The following is a 20,363-nucleotide window of genomic DNA, read 5'->3' as shown; positions in this document are numbered from 1 at the left end:
TACGAACCCGCGCCCGGCGGACGAATGCTACTTGGGTAGCGGGTGGACACTTCCATGGGAGGAGAACCGTGGCGGCCCCGACCGCGATGCGCACGGCAGGGGCTGCCACGAAAACCTGGATTGATGCTTTTGTGGCGAGGGAGCTTGCTCCCGCTGGGGTGCGAAGCAGCCCCGAAAATCTGACTGAATGAGCCTGATATACCTCAATCCCAGTTCAAGGGGCTGCTGCGCACCCCAGCGGGAGCAAGCTCCCTCGCCACGTGCCTTACCAGGTCAGCACGGCCCCCACCGCAAAGGTGTCGGTGTCTTCGTTCTGCGCGCTGGTGTCGTGGCCGTTGATTTCGAACTGGTTGTATTCGGCGACGAGCTTGAGGTTGTCGTTGATGTCATGAAACAGCGCGACACCGCGAGTCTCGTAGTCGGCACCGCTGCCGACCACTCCGTTGCCGTCGTCCTCGGTCTTGCCGTAGGACAGCGCCAGGCGATTCTTGCCGAGCTTGTAGGAGCCTTGCAGCAGGTAGCCCTTGCTGTCGACGTTGCGCAGCGTGGCCTCGCCGGCGTTATTGGTGAAAAACGGGTTGATGCCCTTGGCCTGGAACCCGGAGCCGGTGAGCGAGAGCCCGCCCATCTTCGCTTGCACGCCATAACCCAGGCCTTTGGAGGTGACCGATTCGACACTGGTATCGGTGTTATCCGAGGTCTGGTAACTGCCGTTCAGCCAGCTGTAGATTTTCGCCCCGCCGAGATCGAACTGATAGGTGACCTCGCTCTCGGTACGCGGGTTTTCCTGGTAGGCCTTGCCGGTGGCGCTGCTGTCGTTGGTGTCCACCGGGTCCATGATGCCCACCGCCACACGCAACCCGTCCATCACCGGAGTACGATAGGTGATCTGCGAAGTCGGGAACGGGTATGGGTAGCCGCTGCCGATATTGCCGAACGACACCCCGCCGCCGTCCACCAGGCCGAGGGTGTCGCTGACCTGGCCGTAACCGGCGAGCAACTCATCAAGCAAGATGTTGGAACGGGCAAACAGGCCGAAGTCCTTGCCGATCAGCACCTCGCCCCACTCCGGATTGGCGACGGTGCCGTAGAACTGCCGCACGTCGATGGCGGTGTCGGTGCCGTTGGTTTCGCTGTCGTTGATGGTTACCCAGAACGAGGCACGGGCGCCGAGCTTGAGGTCTTCGACCTGCTTGCCCATGTTGAAGCCCAGGTAGTTGGGCAAAAAGCCCATCTTGACCCGCGACTGGCGTCGGTCGAACTGCTCCCCCGCCCGGTCCACGTCGCTGTTGACGTAGAAGGCGTTGATGTAGCCATCGGTGGAGAAAGTGGTCTGGTCCTTGTCGTACAGCATGATTTCGGCTTGCGCCCAGGGCGTCAGGCCCAGGCTCGACAGGCCGGCGATGACCGCAGGCAAAAAACGCAGGCAGGTATTCTTATTGTTGTGCATGGCGCGCTCCGCAACAGGGGACGGGATGTCGGAGGCGATTATCGAAAGGCACCCGGGCGGGTCATACGCTGCCTTGGAGGGGATTGCCGGCTGCTTTGGCAGCGCCGGCACGGCGCAGCAGTTTGGGTGTAAGACGGCGAGGCTGGCGGGCGCGGTACTTTGGGTGGGGGCCGCTGGGTGGTCTGAGCGATCAGTTCATTGGGCAATGGTACCGAGTTGTCTGGTCTAGGGGCTGCTACGCAGCCCAGCGGGAGCAAGCTCCCTCGCCACGGGATTGCGCCCGTCCTCAAGCTTGAAGCCATACCCAGCTCTTGTGGCGAGGGAGCTTGCTCCCGCTGGCCTGCGCAGCAGGCCCCCCTTGGGAAATGTTAGAACCGCGGTTTGACCGTGGTCCAGTCCGGCCGGTAGCGCCGCATCTGCCGCACATCGTCGCGCTGGCGAATGCCGCAACTGAGGAACTGCTCATGCAGCTTGCCCAGTTGATCGCGGTCCAGCTCCAGGCCAAGGCCCGGCGCCCGGGTGATCTTCACGCAACCGTCGACAAATGCCAGCTTGCCGCCCTTGATCACTTCTTCATCCGGTTCCTGCCAGGGGTAATGGGTATCGCAGGCGTAGTCCAGGTTCGGCACCGAAGCCGCCACGTGGGCCATGGCCATGAGGCTGATGCCCAGGTGCGAGTTGGAGTGCATCGACACGCCCAGACCAAAGGTCTCGCACATCTTCGCGAGCATCTGGGTATCGCGCAGCCCGCCCCAGTAATGGTGGTCAGCCAGGACAATCTGCACGCTGTCCTGCGCCACGCTGCGGCGGAATTCGTCGAAGTCGGTGACCACCATATTCGTCGCCAGCGGCAGGCCCGTGCGCTTGTGCAGCGCGGCCATCCCTTCGAGCCCGGGCGTGGGGTCTTCGTAATATTGCAGGTCATCACCGAGCAGCTCGGCCATGCGGATAGAGGTCTCCAGCGACCAGTTGCCATTGGGATCGATGCGCAGCGGCAAGCCAGGAAAAGCCTGTTTCAAGGCCTTGATGCAGGCCACTTCATGCTCCGGCTCCAATGCCCCGGCCTTGAGCTTGATGCTCTTGAAACCGTACTCCTCGATCATCCGTCGGGCCTGGGCGACGATCTGCTGCTCGTTCAGCGCTTCACCCCAACTGTCCGCGGGATACGGTGAATCGATGTGCTCGGCGTATTTGAAAAACAGGTAGGCGCTGAACGGCACTTCGTCGCGGATCGCACCGCCCAGCAAATCCACCAGCGGCACATTCAGGTAATGCGCCTGCAAGTCCAGGCAAGCGACTTCGAAAGCGGAATAGGCATTGCTCACTGCCTTGCTCGCATGGGAGCCCGGCGCCAGTTCCGCCCCGGCGATGCTCGCCGGTTTGTGGGCAGCCACGGTGGCCTGGACGATAGCGCGCAACTGGTTGAGATTGAACGGGTCGAGGCCGATCAACTGGTTCTGTACCTGCTGCTGGATCGCCAGGGCCGGCGCATCGCCGTAGCTCTCGCCGAGGCCAATGTAACCGTTGTCGCTTTCGATCTCGATGATCGAGCGCAGCGCGAACGGCTCATGAATGCCGCTGGCGTTGAGCAAAGGTGGGTCGCGAAAAGCGATGGGGGTCACGGTAACGCGTTTGATCTTCATGCAGCGGCTCCCGATGGGCCAGGTTTCAGGGCTTGAGATTTGTTCAGCAGGTCAGCTTCGATCGAGTCTTCAAGCTGGCCGGACAGCGCGCCAGGTTTGCCGCGCCCCGGTTGGGTCCGGGCGAAAAAGATCACCACGGCGGCAACCAGCGAGGTGATCGCCAACCCATACAGGCCGCCTTCGATGGAACCGGTGGTCTGCTCCAGGAATCCGAAGGCCGTCGGGGCGACGAAGCCGCCGAGGTTGCCGATGGAATTGATCAGGGCAATCACCGCCGCCGCGATGCGGGCGTCGAGATAGCCTTGGGGGATCGGCCAGAACAGCGCCGAGGCGGCCTTGAAGCCAATGGCCGCGAAACAGATGGCGACGAAGGCAAAGATCGGCCCGCCGGTGGTGGACATGAACATGCCGAACGCGGCGATCACCAGCGTCACCGCGACCCAGGCCTGCTGGAACTTCCACTTGCCGGCCAGGGCAGCGAAGCCGTACATCGCGACGATGGAGATGATCCACGGAATCGAGTTGAGCAAGCCGACCTGGAAATCCCCCAGGTTGCCCATCTTCTTGATCATGCTCGGCAGCCAGAACGTGGCGCCATAAATGGTCAGGGCAATGGAAAAATAAATGAAGCAGAACAGCACGATCTGCCGGTCGGCGAGCAATTTGAACATTGAAGGCTTGATGACCTGGGCGGCTTCCCGCGCCCGCTGCTCTTCGGCGATGGCGGCGATCAACACGGTTTTTTCTTCAGCGGTCAGCCATTTGGCCTGGCTGGGGTGCGATTGCAGCCAGAACCAGACAAACCCGCACAGCACGATGGACGCGCCCCCTTCGATCAGGAACATCCATTGCCAGCCATGCAGGCCCAGCCCGCTGATGTGCAGCAAGGCGCCGGATACCGGCCCGGAAATCACCGAGGCGATCGCCGAACCGCTGAGGAAGATCGCCATCGCCTTGCCGCGCTCGTTGGCCGGCAACCATTGGGTGAAGTAATAGATGATGCCGGGGAAGAAGCCCGCCTCCGCCGCGCCCAGAATGAAGCGCAACACATAAAAACTGGTTTCGCCACGCACGAACGCCATGGCCATGGCCGCCGCGCCCCAGGTGAACATGATTCGCGTCAGCCAGGCCCGGGCGCCGTAGCGCTGCAAGAGCATGTTGGACGGCACCTCGAACAGCGCGTAGCCGATGAAGAACAGCCCGGCACCGAGGCCATAGGCTGCTGCGCCAATGCCCAGGTCGGTTTCCAGATGGCTGCGGACGAAGCCGATGTTGACGCGGTCGATGTAGTTGACGATGAACATCACCACCACCAACGGCAGGACGTGACGTTTGACCTTGGCCGCGGCGGTGGCCAGGGTCGAGTCCGATACGTGATTCAAGGGTGCCTCCCAATCTTGTTTTTGTGGGGCTTTGTGCTTTTGCGAGGAGCGGATTGATGATGGACGCGAGGGATTGTTCCCGTCTAATCTAACTTGGCACTTGATTGATACCAGGATTGAATCAATGTTTGAACTGGCCCAACTGCGCTGCTTCACCACAGTGGCAACCGAACTGAATTTCCGCAGGGCCGCCGAACGCCTGAACATGACCCAGCCGCCCTTGAGTCGACAGATCCAGTTGCTGGAGCATCACCTCGGCGTCGAGCTGTTTACCCGCAGCACCCGCAGCGTCGCCCTCACCGCAGCCGGCCGGGCATTTTTCATCGAAGCGCAGAACCTGCTGCAACAGGCGCAACAAGCCGCCGAGGCCGCCAAGCGTTTTGCCCAGGGCGATATCGGCTCGGTCACCATCAGCTTCGTCGGCAGCGCGGTGTATGAATTCCTGCCCAAAGTCATTGCCGAGGCGCGGCTCAAACAGCCACAGGTCAAGATCGTCCTCGCGGAGATGAACACCTACCAGCAGCACGAAGCCTTGCGCGCCCGGCGCATCGACCTCGGCATCGTTCGTTCGCCGTTGCTGGAAACCGGCTACGCGACCGAATGCCTGGTACGCGAGCCGTTCGTCCTGGCCGTGCCGGCCGGCCATCCGCTGGCCAGCGCCGAGTCTGTCAGCGTGCAGGATCTGGACGGGCAACCGTTCCTCATGTACTCCCACTCCGCCTACCCACCCTTCAACGAACTGCTCACCGGCATGCTGCGCTCGGCCCGCGTCGCCCCGCAGTTCGTGCAATGGCTCGGTTCATCGCTGACCATCCTGGCACTGGTCAACGCCGGCATGGGCGTGGCGCTGGTGCCCCGGTGCGCGACCAGCGTGGTGTTCAAGCAAGTGGTGTTTCGCGAGATCGACCTGGGCGAAGGCGTGCAAAGCGAACTGCATCTGGTGTGGCGGGAGGATAACGACAATCCGGCGTTCACGATGCTGTTGGAGGGGATTCGCGGGGCGGTTCGGGAGGGGTTGTAAGAACATTTACGGGACCACGTGGCTATTCCAGTCTTTCCTGACAAGTTGTACGATGACCGACGAGAGCTCACGCCTCGTTCCTGCATACCTACAACAACAAGGAAATTCTCATGAAAAAAGCGCTATCGGTCATCGGCTTCCTGTGCCTGTTCAGCGGCTACGCCGCAGCCGCCCCCGCCTCGGCTGAAAAAGAGGTTGCCGAAGCGGTCGACCACCTGACCCAGGCCATGCTGCACAAGGACATTCCCCAGCTTCAGGCGCTCGCCGGCGAGAACCTGACCTACGGCCATTCCAGCGGCAACATCCAGGACAAGAAAGCCTTCATCGCCGACATCGAAACCGGAAAAAGCGCGTTCAAGACCCTGGAGATGAAGAATCAGAAAATCACCCTGTCAGGCGATGTGGCCCTGGTGCGCAATCATTTTTCCGCGCAAGCACTCAAGGGCACCGAAGTGATCCCGACGGAAATCGAGAACTTCCAGATCTGGCAGAAGCAGAATGGGAAGTGGCTGCTGATCGGGCGTCAGGCGTTTCGGTTCTGATCGCGAGTAGCGTTATTTGAAATATTGGTGATCCATCGTGGCGAGGGAGCCCGCTCCCTCGCCACGGGGAATCCGGCCAGGCCGGGCGCCTGCTTCAGCCCTCGGCCCATTGCTGCCGATACCCCAACAGAAAATCCACAAACGCCCGCACTCGCTGCGGCACGTAACGGCCGTGGGGGTACAGCAAGGTGAACGGGCGCGAGCGTCCCGCGAACGGCGCCAGCACCTCCACCAGTTGCCCGTTCGCCAATTCCTTTTCCACGATGAATCTGTAGGTCTGGAACAATCCCGCGCCATGCCTGGCCAGCGTTACGCCGCCCAGCACATCATCGGAGCAGCAATACCCGCCCTGCCCGAACACCTCCTTCTCCTTGCCCTCGACATTGAACAGCCAGGAGATACGCCGCCCGCTGCTGGGCAGTTCGAACTGGATGCATTCGTGTAAGTCGAGGTCTTCCAGGGTGAGCGGCGTGCCGGCCCGTTGCAGGTACTCCGGGGACGCAACCACCACCAACCCGGCGTCCTCCAGCAACCGGGCGATCATCGAAGAATCCGGCTGGGCGCGTACCCGTATCGCCAGGTCATAACCTTCGGCAACGAAGTCAATGTTGCGGTTGCTCAGGTGGACATCCACGCTGACCTGCGGGTACAACGCGCGAAATGCCGGCAGCAGCGGCAGGATGCGATGATGACCGTAAGTCGTGGGCACGCTGATGCGCAGTTGCCCGGACGGCACCGTTTGCGCGCCCATCACTTCCTGTTGCGCCTCGACCAGTTGCGTCAACGCCTGGCGACATTGCTCAAAAAAGGTCCGGCCGGCATCGGTCAGCCGGATGCTTCGAGTGGTACGCACGAACAGCCGCGAACCCAGGCGCTCCTCCAGGCGAAAGATTGACCGGCTCACCGCCGCCGGAGTCACCCCGGCCACCTGGGCGGCCGCCGTGAAGCTGCCCGCCTCGGCCGCCAGGCAGAACAATTCGATGCTGCCCAACTGCAAATCTTCGAAATGCCGCTTCATGATTCATTACACCGCGTATCAACAGAAGATTCCCGATGCCTGTTTATCAGCCCGTGACGTATAAATACAGTGGTCATCGATTGCGCGGCATCTGCTGCGCACGTTCCTCAACTGGAGTGCATCATGCCTTTCGTCAATGTTCGTATCACCCGCGACGGCGTTACCCGCGAGCAGAAAGCCCAGGTCATCAGCGAAATCACCGAGACCCTGCAGCGCGTGCTGGGCAAGGACCCGCACCTGACCCATATCGTGATCGAGGAAGTCGACACGGATAACTGGGGTTACGCGGGCATGACGACAACCGAGTATCGAAGCAAGCCCAAGGAATGACGCTTCATCCCTGACGAGCCCGGTCCGAATGACCGGGCTTTTTTCTGCCCACAAATATCCAATTGTGGGAGCGGGCTTGCTCGCGAAAGCGGTGGGTCTGTCAAAGCGATGTTGGATGTACCGCCGCCTTCGCGGGCAAGCCCGCTCCCACACAGGCTCGCTCCCACAGGGAAAGTTGCGCCAATCGCGGCCATTGATTACACCAAGTATCAACTCAAGTACCAGAACCCCCATTTATCAAACCCGAGCGCATCAATAACCTGATCTCAACCCCCGCCAACCCAGGCGCAGCGGTTCTAACCCAACGTGATCAGGAGTCAACATCATGAGCAATCGGAAAACCGTCATCATCACCGGCGCGTCCAGCGGCATCGGCCTTGGCCTGGTCAAGGCGTTCCTCGCTCGCGGCTATAACGTGGTGGGCAATGCCCGCTCGCAATCGGGCCTGGACGACGCGGCCGGCCAGCTCGGTCACCCGGCGGGCTTCATCGGCGTGGCCGGTGACATTGCCGCCCCGGCAACCTCTACCGCCCTCGTCGGCAAAGCCATCGAAGTCTTCGGCGCGGTGGACGGGCTGGTGAACAATGCCGGGTTCTTCCTGCCAAAACCCTTCATCGAATACAGCCCCCAAGACCTCGAATCGCTGTTGGACACCAACCTCAAGGGGCTCGTCTACGCCAGCCAGGCTGCTGCCGCACACATGATCAGTCGCCGCCAGGGTTTCATCATCAACATCTCCGCCTCGGTGGCCCTGCAACCGAACATCCAGGTGCCGGCAGCGCTGCCGGTGCTGATCAAGGGCGGCGTCAACCAGATGACCCGTGCCCTGGCGCTCGAACTGTCGCCACACAACATCAAGGTCAACGCGGTAGCGCCTGGCATCATCGACACGCCGATGCATGACCCGGCCAATCGTGACTTCCTCAACAACCTGGCCCCGGCCGGTCGGGTAGGCACCATCGACGAGATTGCCGAAGCGGTCCTGTACCTGGCCGGTGCCGATTTCACCACTGGCGCGATCCTGCCGGTGGACGGTGGGATGAGCACCGGCAAGTGGTAAAAAACAAAACCCCGAAGGCGAAACCTTCGGGGTTTTTCGTGCAGCTTGGCCTGGTCGCTACAGCGTGTAGGAAATACCTGCCTGCACGGTGCGCGGCGCGCCCGGATAGGCGTACACACCACCAAACGCGCCCTCCTCGTAATCCGCATCGAACAGGTTCTTGAGGTCGAGGTTGAGGCGAATGCGCTCGTTGACCTTGTAGTAGCCGAGCAGGTCAACCACCGTGTAATCGTCCATGGTGAAGGTGGTGGCCGCGGTGTTGCCGGCCCGCTCGTCGACGTACCTGGCGCCCAGGCCAAGGCCCAGTCCCTTGAGGCCGCCGTCCTGGAACTCGTAGACGTTCAACAGGCTGACGGAGTTCTTCGGCACGTTGAGCAAGCGCGTCCCCGTCGGGATGCTGACGTCCTTGGTCACTTCGGCATCCACATAGGCGTAGCCGCCAATCACGCGCCACTCCGGCGTCAGGTTGCCCGCCACGTTCAGGTCGAAACCACGGCTGCGCACCTCGCCGGCCGCCACGCTGAAGGTCGAATCCAGCGGATCGGGTGTCAGCACGTTGCGTTTTTCGATCTGGTATATCGCCGCATCGACGCTCAACTGACGATCCAGCGCCTCCCATTTGATGCCCATTTCGTAAGACTTGCCTTCCTCCGGCTTGAACCCGCCCCCTTCGCGGCTGGCGCCGTTGTTGGGTTTGAACGAACGGGCGGTGTTGGCATAGACGGCGACCGTGTCGGTCAGGTCATAGATCACGCCCAGGCGTGGGGTGACGGCGTTGTCGGTGACGTCCCAGTTGCGGCTGCCGGGACGCGCCTGGGGAACGAAGGTTTCGTACTCATGCTCGAACCGCTCGAACCGCGCACCGGCCAGCATCTTGAGACGCTCGGTCAACGCCACTTGGTCCTGGATGAAAAAGCCGAAGGTCTTGAGGTTTTCCTGGTCATTGGTGGGCGTGCGGGTCAATGCCGGGCGCGGCTGCCCATACACCGGATCGAAGATGTCGATCGGATACGCACCGGCACCGGCAGCAGAGCGCTGGATGATCGACTTATAGTCGTAGTCTTCATACTCGACGCCGGTCAACAGCGTGTGCTCGAACCCGCCGGTGGAGAAATGCCCGGTGAGATTGAGCTGCGTATCGCGGTCAGTCCATTCCAGTTTGCGATAGTTGAAGTTGCGCCCCAGGGTCCGCCCATCGGCGCCGATGCCGTTGGCTTCGACGGCGTTGCCCTGCAACGTGCCGTCGAGCCACTGGGTGCCGCCGGCGAGGGTCCAGTCGTCGTTGAGCATGTGCTCGAAACGCACCTGCAGCATGCTGTTGTCATTGTGCAGCTTGCCGGCGTCTTTCTCACCGAAGAAGGTATCGCGGGACGCCGTGCCGCGCTGGCCGGGATAATGGGTCAAGCCACGGTCCAGCGGATGATTGTTGCGCATGAAATCGCCTTCGAACGTCAGGCGCGTGGTGTCGTTGACCTGCCAGGTGACCACCGGGGCGATGCCATAACGCTCGGTCTCGACGTGATCGCGAAACGTATCGCCGCCCTCGCCGATCACGTTCAGGCGATAAGCCAGGCGCCCTTCTTCATCCAGCGGCCCCGACGCATCCAGGGTGCCGCGACGCATGCCCTGGTCAGTGACCTGGCTGCCCAGGGTCACCGTGCGCTCGGCCAGCGGTTGCTTGGATACGATATTGAACGTGCCACCCGGGTCGCCACGGCCATAGAGCATCGTCGCCGGGCCGCGCAGTACCTCCAGCCGCTCGATGGTGTTGGCATCCGGCATGTTCGGATAGCCGCGGTTGATCGGAAAACCGTTACGGTAGAACTCGCCCGTGGTAAAGCCGCGCACCGTAAAGGTGGTCAGGCCCTGGCCGCCGAAGTTGTTGGCCCTGCCGACGCCACCGGCGTAATCAAGGGCATCCTGAAGACGCGTGGCGCTGAGGTCCTCCACCACATCGCGGGATACGACGGAGATCGATTGTGGGGTTTCATGAATCGCGGTGTCGGTACGCGTGGCACTGGCCGAACGGGTCGCGTGGTAGCCCTTCACCGGCCCCTGCGCGGTCTCGAAGTCCGAGGTGCCGACGATATCGGTGGCTTGCAGCTCCAAAGGCGCCCTGTCCGTCGTGCCGGGTTCTTCTGCCCAGGTGGAAATGGAATAAGCCTGAAGCACACACAGAGAAACGAGTATCCGACGCATCGACACACAATCCTAACGAAAGAACGCCAGCCTGGAGACCGGCAGGAATAGGTCGCGAAAGATACAGCAACTCATTCCTATTTGACATCTATTCCCATTAGCACTGCCGTTCCAACAGTCGATTCCTGTTCAATTTCGCGGAAAAAAGCCTGGGCACGAGCATCCTGGGTATACGCCACGTTCAGGCGCAACCAGTCACTGCCCTCCCCGTTCGGCAAGAACGTCGCCCCCTGGGACAACTGCACCTGTAATTGCTCGGCGATCCGTTGCACGCGCGCCGCCGGCACATGCCGGGGTCGCGCCCAGATGAACAGGCCACCCGAGGGCTCGGCAAACACTTCCCAAAGGGCCGGCTCAAGCTGGCGCAACGTGCTTGCCATCTGCTTGTTCAAACGCAGGCGCAAGCGCTGGATCAACTTGCGATAAGCGCCGTTGGCCAACAGCGTCGCCACGACGTTTTCCGCCAGCAATGAACAGCCGATGCCGGTCACCATCTTGATTTCAGCCAGGCGGTTGATGATTTCCGGCTGGGCCACTACGTAGCCGACGCGTAATGAACTGGACAAGGTCTTGGAAAAACTCGCCAAGTAGATCACCCGGTCCAGGGCATCGAGGGAAGCCAGGCGTGAGGTCGGACCGTTCTGGAAGTCGGCGTAGATGTCGTCCTCGATGATGCGAAAGTCATGCAGCGTCGCCAGTTGCAGCAGGCGATAAGCAACGCTCGGCGCCAGGCTGGTGCCGGTGGGGTTCTGGTACATGCTGTTGACGAAGAAGTACTTCGGCTCATGCGCGCCGAGCAAGCGCTCCAGGCTCGCGACGTCCGGGCCCTGCGCGGTCCTCCGCACCGCCAACGTCTTGACCCCGTGCAGCTTCAGCAGGTTGAACAGGTTGTAGTAACCGGGGCTTTCCACCAGTACCAGGTCGCCGGGTTTGAGCAACGTGCGCACCAGCAGGTCGAGGCCATGACTGGCGCCCTGGGTCGTGATGATTTGCGCCTGGTCGACGTGAATATCGATCAGGCCCAGGCGCTTCTGGATCTGCAGGCGCAGAGGAGCGGAGCCCAGCGGGGTGCTGTAGTTGAACAACGCATGACTGTCGCAGCGCACCACCTGGCGGATCGCCTGGCCCAGGTCGCTGTCGTCGCGCCAGGCGTCCGGCAGCCAGCCGCACCCCAGCTTGAGTTGGGTCGATGGGTTATCGAACAGTTTCCAGGCGACAGCCTCCTCGGCTTCCGGGGCCAACGCCTCGGGGCGGCGTTGCGCCACGAAAAACCCTGACCCATGCCGGGATTCCAGTACACCGCTGGCGACCAGTTGGTCGTAGGCCTTGATCACGCTCGACAGGCTCAAGCCATTTTCCGTCGCCAGTTGGCGAATCGAAGGCATGCGGGCGCCAGGGCGAATGCCGTGGACGTTTATCCAGTCGCTGACGCTGGCGACGAGTTGCCGGACCAGGGACCCCGTAGCGTTGCGATTGATGTTCAGGTCCATGACACGGGCTCTCTGCAAGTGTTCTTGAATTTCGCGAAAACAGTTAAACATAAAAGGCCTCCGTCTGTTCCTTGTTTGCCTGCGGGACGGCCGCGATAGTTCGCCGAGACTCCGCACTCTCAAGGAACGCTCTTGAACGCATCGCAACGACACTCATGGGGCCTGGCATTCGGACTGTGCCTGATCACCCTGGCGGTCAATCTCCAGGCGCCGCTATACACCACCTATGCGCAGCTTTCCGGCTATGGAGCCGGCGCCACGGCGGTGGCGTTCTCCGGTTATGTGCTGGGGGTGTTGCCGGTGCTGCTGGCCTTCGGCGGCTTGGCCGACCGGGTGGGCCGCAAACCGTTGATCATCGCGGCGCTTGCCCTGTCGATGCTGGCGACGCTGGTCACCGTGTTCTGGCCCAACCTGATCGCCCTGGGTGTGGCGCGCCTGATGATGGGGGTCGGGACCGGGCTGGCCTCGGCGACCGCGACCGCCTATATGACGGAACTGCTGGCAACCGCCGACAGCCGTTCACCGGCCAACCGGGTCACGGCCAGCACCTCCCTGGGTTTTGGCCTGGGCGCGGCGCTGACCAGCCTGTTTCTTTTCGCCTGTCCCAGCGTTACCCCTGGCAGTTTCTGGCTGCAGTTGGTGCTGGCTGGCCTGGCGCTGATCGTGGTCTGGCGGCTGCCCGACCCCGCCGTGCGAATCGAGCAGGCGCCGCTGCTGCGCCTGCCGCTGTTTCCCGCCGGCAGCCTGCCCTACAGCTTTTCCATGCTGCTGGCCTGGGCCACTTCCGGGCTGGTGATCGCGATCCTGCCGTCGGTGCTCGCCAGCCACGATTTGCAGCGTTGGTCGGGATTGTCGACGTTTACCGTCATCAGCTGCGGCCTGCTCTTCCAGCCCTGGGTGCGACGCATGCAACCGGCCAGAGCTACCGGCTTGGGCTTGTTGGTCTTGCCGTTGAGCTATGCATTGCTCGCCTGGGGCGCGAGCATCGGCTCCCTGGCCGCGGTGCTGTTCGGGGCCCTGGGCGCCAGTAGTGCGTGCTACGGCTTTTTGTACCTCGGCGGGTTGTCGGCCGTGACCGCCATGGCCGGTGCGCAGAAAGCCCGGGGCAGCGCCGGTTTTTTCCTGTTCGCCTACGTCGGATTCAGCATCCCGGTGGTGGTGACCGGGTTGCTGGCCGATCGTTTCGGCGCTGACATGGCGCTGCTGGTGTTCGGCCTGGCACTGCTGGCGGGCGCAGCGGTCACCGGGTTGCTGATCGTTCGCAGCGAAGCTTTCATCGCTCAGCCATGCCATGGCTGATCTCGCCACACCAGCGCTCGACATCGCCGCAGGCAAAGTCGTATACCATATCCCCAAATCAGCCCGAACGACCTGCCGCCGTGACATTATCCAAGTTCAACCTGCCCGACCTGGGCAACACCCCTTCCACTTCGGAAATCATCACCCGTCACCTGCGCGATGCCATTGTGGCCGGGCATTTTGCCGAAGACGAGCCGATTCGCCAGGACGACATCGCCCGGCAGTTCAATGTCAGCAAGATCCCCGTGCGCGAGGCCCTCAAGCGCCTGGAGGCCGAAGGCCTGGTGATGTTCCAGCGCAACCGCGGGGCGATGGTCACGCGGATTTCCGAAGCGGAACTGGCGCAGATGTTCGAGGTGCGGATGCTGCTCGAAGATAAGGTCCTGCGCCTGGCCATTCCCAACATGACCGAAGCGACCTTTGCCCGCGCCGACAGCATCTGTCGCGAGTTCATCGGCGAAGATGACGTCGGCCGCTGGGCCGAGCTCAACTGGCAACTGCACGCCTGCCTCTACGAACCGGCGCAACGGCCGTTCATGGTCGGGCTGATCCGCTCGGTCCACGACAAGCTGGAACGTTACCTGCGCATGCAGATGAGCCTGTCGGCGGGCAAGGAGCGCGCCGACCACGAGCACCGGGAAATACTCGACGCCTGCCGGGCCGGTGATGTCGAACGCGCGGTGAAGCTGCTGGACGAACACATCGCCGGAGTCTGCCAGACCCTGTTCGAATTCCTGCCGTCGAGCCGATGATGCCTTCGCGCTGTGCCGATTTCGTCACGAGCGACAGATAAAACCCTCAAGCCGCCAACCCTCGGCGCGGGCCACGCTTGCGTTCACTCACCTGAACGGACGTGGCGCCATGAAACGCATCACTGTGATCGACTCCCACACCGGCGGCGAACCGACCCGATTGGTCACCGCCGGTTTCCCTGACCTGGGCCAGGGCAGCATGGCCGAGCGCAGGCAGCGCCTGGCCGAACAGCATGATGCCTGGCGCACCGCGTGCGTGCTGGAACCCAGGGGCAGCGATGTGCTGGTGGGCGCCCTGCTGTGTGAACCGGTGGACCCGACGGCCTGTGCCGGAGTGATCTTTTTCAACAACAGCGGTTACCTGGGCATGTGCGGCCACGGCACCATCGGCCTGGTGGTGTCATTGGCGCACCTGGGCCGGATCGGCCCCGGCGTGCATAACATCGAGACGCCGGTGGGCACGGTGCAGGCCACTCTGCACGAAGATCGTTCGGTCAGCGTGCGCAACGTGCCGGCCTACCGTTATCGCCAGGCGTTGCGCCTGGAAGTGCCCGGCATCGGTCCGGTGGTGGGCGACGTGGCCTGGGGCGGCAATTGGTTTTTCCTGATCGCCGACCACGGCCAGCGGGTGGCGGGCGACAATCTCGATGCCTTGACCGCCTACACGTTCGCGGTCCAGCAGGCTCTGGAACAGCAGGGCTTTCGGGGCGAGGACGGCGGGCTGATCGATCACATCGAACTGTTCGCCGATGATCCCGATGCCGACAGTCGCAACTTCGTGCTCTGCCCCGGCAAGGCCTATGACCGCTCCCCTTGCGGCACCGGCACCAGCGCCAAACTGGCGTGCCTGGCCGCCGACGGCAAGTTGCAACCGGGACAGATCTGGCGTCAGGCCAGTGTCATCGGCAGTGAATTCGAAGGCTCCTACGAGCGTTCAGGCGAGCGCATCGTCCCGACCATCCGCGGCCGCGCCTACATCAGCGCCGAAACTACGTTGATCATCGATCCGGACGACCCGTTCGCCTGGGGCATTCGTCCGTGAGCGAGGGTCCTGTCGCCGATGTCATCGTCATTGGCGCCGGCATCATCGGCGCGGCCTGCGCCCGGAGCTTGGCCCTGCGTGGCTTGCGGGTGCTGGTGCTGGACGCCGGCTGGCACGGCGCCACGGCGGCCGGCATGGGGCATCTGCTGGTGCTCGACGACAACCCGGCGGAGCTGGCCCTGAGTCAATATTCCCTGCGGAGATGGCGCGAGTTGGCCCCCGCCTTGCCTGAGGGCTGCGCCTGGCGCAATAACGGCACACTGTGGCTGGCCGCCAACGCCGAAGAGATGGCCGTGGCCCACGACAAGTACCTGAATCTGATGGCCCACGGCGAAGCCTGCGAACTGCTTGGCCGGGCCGCTTTGCAGCAGCGCGAACCGGAACTGCGGACGGGACTGGAAGGCGGGCTGCTGATCAAGGGCGACGGCATTCTCTATGCGCCCGCCGCCGCCCGCTGGATGCTCGATCACGACAACATTCGCCAGCAACGTGCCGAGGTCAGCGAAGTGGACGGCCTCCGCGTACGACTCAGTGACGGTCATTGGCTGAGTGCCGAAGCGGTGGTGCTCGCCAACGGCATCCAGGCCACCGACTTGTGCCCGGAGCTCCCGATCGAACCCAAGAAAGGCCACCTGTTGATTACCGATCGCTACCCCGCCACTGTCACCCACACCCTGGTCGAACTGGGTTATGTCACCAGCGCCCACAACGCCAGCGGGCCATCGGTGGCCTGCAACATCCAGCCGCGCCCGACCGGACAACTGTTCATTGGCGCCTCTCGGCAATTTGGCAACATCGATCCGCAGGTCGAGGGCTGGATGCTGGCGAAAATGCTCAAGCGCGCCGTCGATTACATGCCTGGCCTGGCGCATCTCAACGGCATCCGCGCCTGGACCGGTTTTCGCGCGGCGAGCCCCGACGGCCTGCCGCTGGTGGGCCAGCATCCGCAACGCAAGGGCTTGTGGCTGGCGGTGGGTCACGAAGGACTCGGCGTCACCACCGCGCCGGCGACGGCCGACCTGCTGGTCGCGCAACTGTTCAACGAAACCGCGCCGCTGGCCGCACAACCTTATCTGCCGCAACGTTTCCTGGGAGAAGCTGCCCATGCCTGAAGCCCTGAACCTCTCTCCCGTGGCGAGGGAGCTTGCTCCCGCTGGACTGCGCAGCGGTCCCAATACGTTGCTAGCAGGTTACCCAGGCACACCGCGTGTACTGGTTTTGCGGCGGCTACGCCACCGAGCGGGAGCAAGTTCCCTCGCCACGGTGGGTTGCTCCAGGCTCTATCTGGCTGAAGGGTAAGAGACCATGCTTGAACTCTGCATTGATGGACGCAAACTCTCGATCGCTGAAGGCTCCACCGTCGCCGCGGCTTTGGCCTTGGGCTCCGATGGCTGCAGCCGAACCTCGGTGACCGGCCAGCGACGCGCGCCCTTGTGCGGCATGGGCATCTGCCAGGAATGCCGGGTGCTGATCGACAGTCGTCGGCGCCTGGCCTGCCAGACGCTGTGCCGTGATGGCATGCAAGTGGACACCCGGGCATGAATGAATCCACTGACATTCTGATCATCGGTGCCGGCCCTGCCGGAATGGCGGCGGCGCTGGCGGCGTCCAGCAGCGGCGCGCGCATTGTGCTGCTCGACGACAACCCGGTCCCCGGCGGACAGATCTGGCGCGACGGGCCCCAGGCCAACCTGCCCAAGCAGGCACGGCGCTTGCGGGAACGTGTGCGCGCTTGCACCAATGTGTCCTGGCGCATGGGCGCCCGAGTGATCGCCAGCGCCGCCGATAAAACCCTGCTGGTAGAAGACGCCGAGCAGGGTTGGCTGATCGCTTATGACCGCTTGATCCTGTGCACCGGAGCCCGTGAACTGCTGCTGCCCTTCCCTGGCTGGACGCTGCCCGGTGTCACCGGCGCCGGCGGCCTGCAGGCGTTGATCAAGGGCGGCCTGCCGGTGCGTGGCGAACGTTTGGTGATCGCCGGCAGCGGGCCGCTGCTACTTGCCAGTGCGGCCACGGCGAAACATCACGGGGCGCAACTGCTGCGAATCGCCGAGCAAGCCAACCGCGCCGCCGTGGCGGGTTTCGCCGCGAATCTGCCGCGCTGGCCGGGCAAATTGTTGCAGGCGTTCAGCCTGTTTGATGCGCACTACCGCACCGGCAGCCACATGTTGGAGGCATTGGGGAAGGACAGACTCGAAGGCGTGCGGCTGTTGCAACACGGCAAAACCGTTGAGCTGGCCTGCGACCGGTTGGCCTGTGGCTTCGGCCTTATTCCCAATACCCAGCTGGGCCAGGCTTTAGGCTGTGGCCTTGATGGACAAGCGCTTGCGGTCGATGCCTGGCAAGCCACGACTCGCGTTGATCATTACGCCGCAGGTGAATGCACCGGTTTCGGCGGCAGCGAACTGGCCCTGGTGGAAGGCGCCATCGCTGGCCACGCCGCTGTCGGCGATACCCCGGCCGCCGAGCGTCTGTGGCCTGGTCGTGCACGCTGGCAAGGTTTTGCCCGGGCCTTGAACACTGCCTTTGCCCTTGATGCCCATTTGAAGAACCTGCCCCAACGCGACACCTTGGTCTGCCGTTGTGAAGACGTGGCCTATGGTGAGCTGAGCGATTTTGAGAACTGGCGTGAGGCAAAACTGGCGAGTCGTTGCGGCATGGGGGCGTGTCAGGGCCGGGTCTGCGGTGCGGCGCTGGAGCATCTGCTTGGCTGGACGCCGCCTGCTCCTCGCCCGCCTTTCAGTCCGGCGCGGATTGAAACGTTGCTGAGGTTGGAAGATCTCCCGTTCAGTCGAGAACGGCCCTGTGCTTGAAAAAAAAGAATTCCACGCCCGTGCCAAGGTCTGTAGAGCATCAACGGCAAGAGGAAGAAATGCGTGGATTATCTGGGATGGGTCCAATGGCCCGCGATGGCGGTAACGGTATTGGCCGCATGGCTGATCGGCTCACGCCAACCCCGCCGGCGGGTCGCTGGGTTCAGTTGTTTTATCGTCAGTAACATTCTCTGGGTGGTGTGGGGTCTGCACACCGATGCCTATGCGCTGATCGTCCTGCAGTTCTGCCTGTGTGCGATGAACCTGCGGGGCTTCAAGAAAAATACCCAGTAGCTGCGCAAGTCGTTTTGCTGGCGAGGGAGCTTGCTCGCGATGGGTTGCGCAGCGACCCCAAGACGGTTTATTTCATCGTCTGCCCAATCACCTGCACCAGATCAATCTGCTTGAACGGCTTGGTCAGCCGTGGCAACTGCGTGGCGAAGCCTTCCAGGCGCTCGGCGTAGCCAGTCGCCAGGATGATCGGCAGCGTCGGCTGACGGTCGCGCAGCAGTTTCGCCAACTGCGCACCGTCCATCTGGGGCATGGCCATGTCGGTGATCACCAGGTCGATATCCGGGTTGCGCTCATACAACTCCAGCGCCTGGGGGCCCGACAGCGCGCAAAGCACCCGGTGGCCCAGGTCTTCGATCAGCAACCGCGTGCTGGTCATCACCAGGCTGTCATCGTCGACCACCAATACCAGCAGCGCGTGGACAGGTGGCGTAGCTGTCTCTACTGCGGGCGGCTTGTCCGTGGTCGACTCATCAGCCACCGGCAACCACAGCTCGGCGGTGGTACCGACGCCTTTTTCGCTCTTGAGGATCAGCCGTCCGCCCAGTTGCTCGGCCAGACCATGCACCATGGACAATCCCAGGCCGGTGCCCTTGCCCACGCCCTTGGTAGTGAAAAAAGGATCCACGGCCGAGGCCAGCGTCATTTCGTCCATGCCATCGCCTTCGTCGGTGAGCGACAGGCAAATGTATCGCTCGTTGCCCAACGGCCTTCCTGGACCACCGGCCTGGCTACCCAGCCGCTCCTGCGCCTCGATCAAGATCCTGCCGCCCTGGGGCATGGCATCCCGGGCATTGGTCGCCAGGTTGAGGATCGCCAGTTCGAGCTGGTTGACGTCGGCCAGCACCGGCGACAACGCCTCGGCAAATCGGGTCTGGATATGAATCGACGGGCCCATCGAGCTTTGCAGCAGGCCGCTGATGCCTTGCACCAGCGTCGCCAGCTCCACTGGTTCGGAGCTGAGCTTCTGCCGACGGGCGAACGCCAGCATGCGCTGGGTCAGGGAAACACCGCGAAGCGCCCCCTGGACGGCGTTGTCCAGCAGTTGGGTGAGTTTTGGTTCGCTGGGCATGCGCTTGCGCATGATTTCCAGGTTGCCGAGGATCACTGTCAGCAGATTGTTGAAATCGTGGGCGATGCCGCCGGTGAGCTGGCCGATCGCTTGCAGTTTCTGCGCTTGAAACAGTGCCTCGCGAGCCTGCTCCAAGGCCTGTTGCGCCTGCGTGGCATCGGTAATGTCGCGGGTGATCTTGGCAAATCCCAGGAGTGTGCCGGTATCGCTGCGAATCGCATCGATAACCACATGAGCCATGAAGCGCGTGCCATCCCTGCGCACGCGCCACCCCTTCTTTTCAAAACGGCCGACGCTGGCGGCGATGCTCAGGGCCCGCTGCGGCTCACCGGCCTCCCGGTCTTCGGGGGTGTAAAACATCGAGAAGTGCTGGCCGATCGCTTGGGCCGGCAGGTAGCCCTTGATCCGCTGCGCACCCTGGTTCCAGTTGGTCACCTGCCCGTCCGGATCAAGCATGTAGATGGCGTAGTCGGTGACGCTTTGCACCAGCAGGCGGAACTGTTGCTCGCTCTGCTTGAGGGTTTCCTCGGCCATCTTGCGATCGGTCAGGTCCCGGGTGATCTTGGCGAAACCGAGCAGTTCGCCGCTCTGGCTGTCGATGATCGGGTCGATGACCACATGGGACCAGAACAGCGTGCCGTCCTTGCGCACCCGCCAGCCTTCGCCTTCGAAACGCCCCTCGCGCACCGCCGTATCGAGGGCTAGTTGCGGCAGCCCGGCGGCACGGTCCTGATCGGTGTAGAACCGGGAAAAGTGCTGGCCGAGGATCTCGGATTCCTCGTAGCCCTTGAAGCGTCGAGCGCCAGAGTTCCAGCTGGTGATGATGCCGGACGGGTCGGTCATGTAAATGGCGTAGTCGACCACGGCATCGATAAGCAGCCGAAAGCGCTGTTCTTCGTTGATGCGGGTAGTCTTTGGGTTGTTCTCAAGCATGTTGGCCGAGGGATCAGAGGGATTTG

The 20,363-nt window shown here is 62.8% G+C and carries 18 protein-coding genes; 11 read left to right on the top strand and 7 right to left on the bottom strand.

All coding sequences use genetic code 11. The annotated features are described in order from the left end of the window. Positions 1-265: 265 nt before the first annotated feature. From J3P96_RS12870 to J3P96_RS12860, 3 genes are all read right to left on the bottom strand, one after another. Positions 266-1,450 carry a porin gene (locus tag J3P96_RS12870; protein ID WP_434657659.1) on the bottom strand — a complete coding sequence of 395 codons (1,185 nt, stop codon included), beginning with the start codon at positions 1,448-1,450 and terminating at the stop codon, positions 266-268. 368 nt (positions 1,451-1,818) lie between these two features. Further along, on the bottom strand, positions 1,819-3,093 hold the full coding sequence (locus tag J3P96_RS12865) for a glucarate dehydratase family protein (RefSeq protein ID WP_434657656.1): 1,275 nt from the start codon (positions 3,091-3,093) through the stop codon (positions 1,819-1,821). After that, a complete protein-coding gene (locus J3P96_RS12860; protein ID WP_434658162.1) occupies positions 3,090-4,397 on the bottom strand; it encodes an MFS transporter in 1,308 nt (435 codons plus the stop codon). The genes J3P96_RS12865 and J3P96_RS12860 overlap by 4 nt, the downstream gene beginning before the upstream one ends. Positions 4,398-4,599: 202 nt before the next feature. Here J3P96_RS12860 and J3P96_RS12855 point away from each other — a divergent pair, with 202 nt between their 5' ends. Together J3P96_RS12855 and J3P96_RS12850 are read left to right on the top strand one after the other, a co-directional pair. Continuing rightward, complete coding sequence (locus J3P96_RS12855) at positions 4,600-5,496, top strand: LysR substrate-binding domain-containing protein (RefSeq protein ID WP_434630777.1); 897 nt, start codon at positions 4,600-4,602, stop codon at positions 5,494-5,496. A 110-nt stretch (positions 5,497-5,606) separates the two neighbouring features. Beyond that, a complete protein-coding gene (locus J3P96_RS12850) occupies positions 5,607-6,038 on the top strand; it encodes a nuclear transport factor 2 family protein (RefSeq protein ID WP_434657653.1) in 432 nt (143 codons plus the stop codon). 94 nt (positions 6,039-6,132) lie between these two features. On the opposite strand, the gene J3P96_RS12845 is transcribed toward J3P96_RS12850, so the two are convergent. Continuing rightward, a complete protein-coding gene (locus J3P96_RS12845) occupies positions 6,133-7,056 on the bottom strand; it encodes a LysR family transcriptional regulator (protein ID WP_434657651.1) in 924 nt (307 codons plus the stop codon). 123 nt (positions 7,057-7,179) lie between these two features. On the opposite strand from J3P96_RS12845, the gene J3P96_RS12840 reads away from it, so the two are divergent. Both J3P96_RS12840 and J3P96_RS12835 read left to right on the top strand, forming a co-directional pair. Continuing rightward, positions 7,180-7,386: a tautomerase family protein gene (locus J3P96_RS12840; RefSeq protein WP_030140737.1), complete on the top strand. Its 207-nt coding sequence runs from the start codon at positions 7,180-7,182 to the stop codon at positions 7,384-7,386. Positions 7,387-7,711: 325 nt separating this feature from the next. Further along, a complete protein-coding gene (locus J3P96_RS12835) occupies positions 7,712-8,446 on the top strand; it encodes an SDR family NAD(P)-dependent oxidoreductase (protein ID WP_434657649.1) in 735 nt (244 codons plus the stop codon). Positions 8,447-8,503: 57 nt separating this feature from the next. Here J3P96_RS12835 and J3P96_RS12830 read toward each other — a convergent pair whose 3' ends face one another. Both J3P96_RS12830 and J3P96_RS12825 read right to left on the bottom strand, forming a co-directional pair. Beyond that, positions 8,504-10,645: a TonB-dependent siderophore receptor gene (locus tag J3P96_RS12830; protein ID WP_434657646.1), complete on the bottom strand. Its 2,142-nt coding sequence runs from the start codon at positions 10,643-10,645 to the stop codon at positions 8,504-8,506. 77 nt (positions 10,646-10,722) lie between these two features. After that, complete coding sequence (locus tag J3P96_RS12825; RefSeq protein ID WP_434657644.1) at positions 10,723-12,135, bottom strand: PLP-dependent aminotransferase family protein; 1,413 nt, start codon at positions 12,133-12,135, stop codon at positions 10,723-10,725. 132 nt (positions 12,136-12,267) lie between these two features. Here J3P96_RS12825 and J3P96_RS12820 point away from each other — a divergent pair, with 132 nt between their 5' ends. From J3P96_RS12820 to J3P96_RS12790, 7 genes are all read left to right on the top strand, one after another. Next, on the top strand, positions 12,268-13,434 hold the full coding sequence (locus J3P96_RS12820) for an MFS transporter (protein ID WP_434657641.1): 1,167 nt from the start codon (positions 12,268-12,270) through the stop codon (positions 13,432-13,434). 80 nt (positions 13,435-13,514) lie between these two features. Then, entirely contained in the window at positions 13,515-14,186 is a 672-nt protein-coding gene (locus J3P96_RS12815) for a GntR family transcriptional regulator (RefSeq protein WP_305500821.1), read from the top strand. A 109-nt stretch (positions 14,187-14,295) separates the two neighbouring features. Continuing rightward, positions 14,296-15,228, top strand: a complete 933-nt coding sequence (locus tag J3P96_RS12810; RefSeq protein WP_434657639.1) for a 4-hydroxyproline epimerase — start codon at positions 14,296-14,298, stop codon at positions 15,226-15,228. Next, on the top strand, positions 15,225-16,340 hold the full coding sequence (locus J3P96_RS12805; protein WP_434657636.1) for an NAD(P)/FAD-dependent oxidoreductase: 1,116 nt from the start codon (positions 15,225-15,227) through the stop codon (positions 16,338-16,340). The genes J3P96_RS12810 and J3P96_RS12805 overlap by 4 nt, the downstream gene beginning before the upstream one ends. 193 nt (positions 16,341-16,533) lie before the next feature. Further along, complete coding sequence (locus J3P96_RS12800; RefSeq protein WP_305500815.1) at positions 16,534-16,770, top strand: 2Fe-2S iron-sulfur cluster-binding protein; 237 nt, start codon at positions 16,534-16,536, stop codon at positions 16,768-16,770. Next, positions 16,767-18,041, top strand: a complete 1,275-nt coding sequence (locus tag J3P96_RS12795; protein WP_434657633.1) for an FAD-dependent oxidoreductase — start codon at positions 16,767-16,769, stop codon at positions 18,039-18,041. The genes J3P96_RS12800 and J3P96_RS12795 overlap by 4 nt, the downstream gene beginning before the upstream one ends. A 63-nt stretch (positions 18,042-18,104) precedes the next feature. Continuing rightward, positions 18,105-18,335, top strand: coding sequence for a hypothetical protein (locus J3P96_RS12790; RefSeq protein ID WP_305500811.1), 231 nt, complete (start codon positions 18,105-18,107; stop codon positions 18,333-18,335). A 67-nt stretch (positions 18,336-18,402) separates the two neighbouring features. On the opposite strand, the gene J3P96_RS12785 is transcribed toward J3P96_RS12790, so the two are convergent. Beyond that, positions 18,403-20,337: a PAS domain S-box protein gene (locus tag J3P96_RS12785; RefSeq protein ID WP_434657631.1), complete on the bottom strand. Its 1,935-nt coding sequence runs from the start codon at positions 20,335-20,337 to the stop codon at positions 18,403-18,405. Positions 20,338-20,363 lie beyond the last annotated feature (26 nt).

Origin of the sequence: Pseudomonas sp. R3-56, from assembly GCF_051132075.1 — a bacterium.
Lineage (GTDB): Bacteria > Pseudomonadota > Gammaproteobacteria > Pseudomonadales > Pseudomonadaceae > Aquipseudomonas.
This window is presented reverse-complemented; position numbering and strand designations above follow the sequence as displayed.

Excerpts from the sequence above, each read along its gene's own strand:
- J3P96_RS12870 (WP_434657659.1), bottom strand. The coding sequence starts at position 1,450 with ATGCACAACAATAAGAATACCTGCCTGCGTTTTTTGCCTGCGGTCATC.
- J3P96_RS12865 (WP_434657656.1), bottom strand. The coding sequence starts at position 3,093 with ATGAAGATCAAACGCGTTACCGTGACCCCCATCGCTTTTCGCGACCCA.
- J3P96_RS12860 (WP_434658162.1), bottom strand. The coding sequence starts at position 4,397 with ATGTTCATCGTCAACTACATCGACCGCGTCAACATCGGCTTCGTCCGC.
- J3P96_RS12855 (WP_434630777.1), top strand. The coding sequence starts at position 4,600 with ATGTTTGAACTGGCCCAACTGCGCTGCTTCACCACAGTGGCAACCGAA.
- J3P96_RS12850 (WP_434657653.1), top strand. The coding sequence starts at position 5,607 with ATGAAAAAAGCGCTATCGGTCATCGGCTTCCTGTGCCTGTTCAGCGGC.
- J3P96_RS12845 (WP_434657651.1), bottom strand. The coding sequence starts at position 7,056 with ATGAAGCGGCATTTCGAAGATTTGCAGTTGGGCAGCATCGAATTGTTC.
- J3P96_RS12840 (WP_030140737.1), top strand. The coding sequence starts at position 7,180 with ATGCCTTTCGTCAATGTTCGTATCACCCGCGACGGCGTTACCCGCGAG.
- J3P96_RS12835 (WP_434657649.1), top strand. The coding sequence starts at position 7,712 with ATGAGCAATCGGAAAACCGTCATCATCACCGGCGCGTCCAGCGGCATC.
- J3P96_RS12830 (WP_434657646.1), bottom strand. The coding sequence starts at position 10,645 with ATGCGTCGGATACTCGTTTCTCTGTGTGTGCTTCAGGCTTATTCCATT.
- J3P96_RS12825 (WP_434657644.1), bottom strand. The coding sequence starts at position 12,135 with ATGGACCTGAACATCAATCGCAACGCTACGGGGTCCCTGGTCCGGCAA.
- J3P96_RS12810 (WP_434657639.1), top strand. The coding sequence starts at position 14,296 with ATGAAACGCATCACTGTGATCGACTCCCACACCGGCGGCGAACCGACC.
- J3P96_RS12800 (WP_305500815.1), top strand. The coding sequence starts at position 16,534 with ATGCTTGAACTCTGCATTGATGGACGCAAACTCTCGATCGCTGAAGGC.
- J3P96_RS12795 (WP_434657633.1), top strand. The coding sequence starts at position 16,767 with ATGAATGAATCCACTGACATTCTGATCATCGGTGCCGGCCCTGCCGGA.
- J3P96_RS12785 (WP_434657631.1), bottom strand. The coding sequence starts at position 20,337 with ATGCTTGAGAACAACCCAAAGACTACCCGCATCAACGAAGAACAGCGC.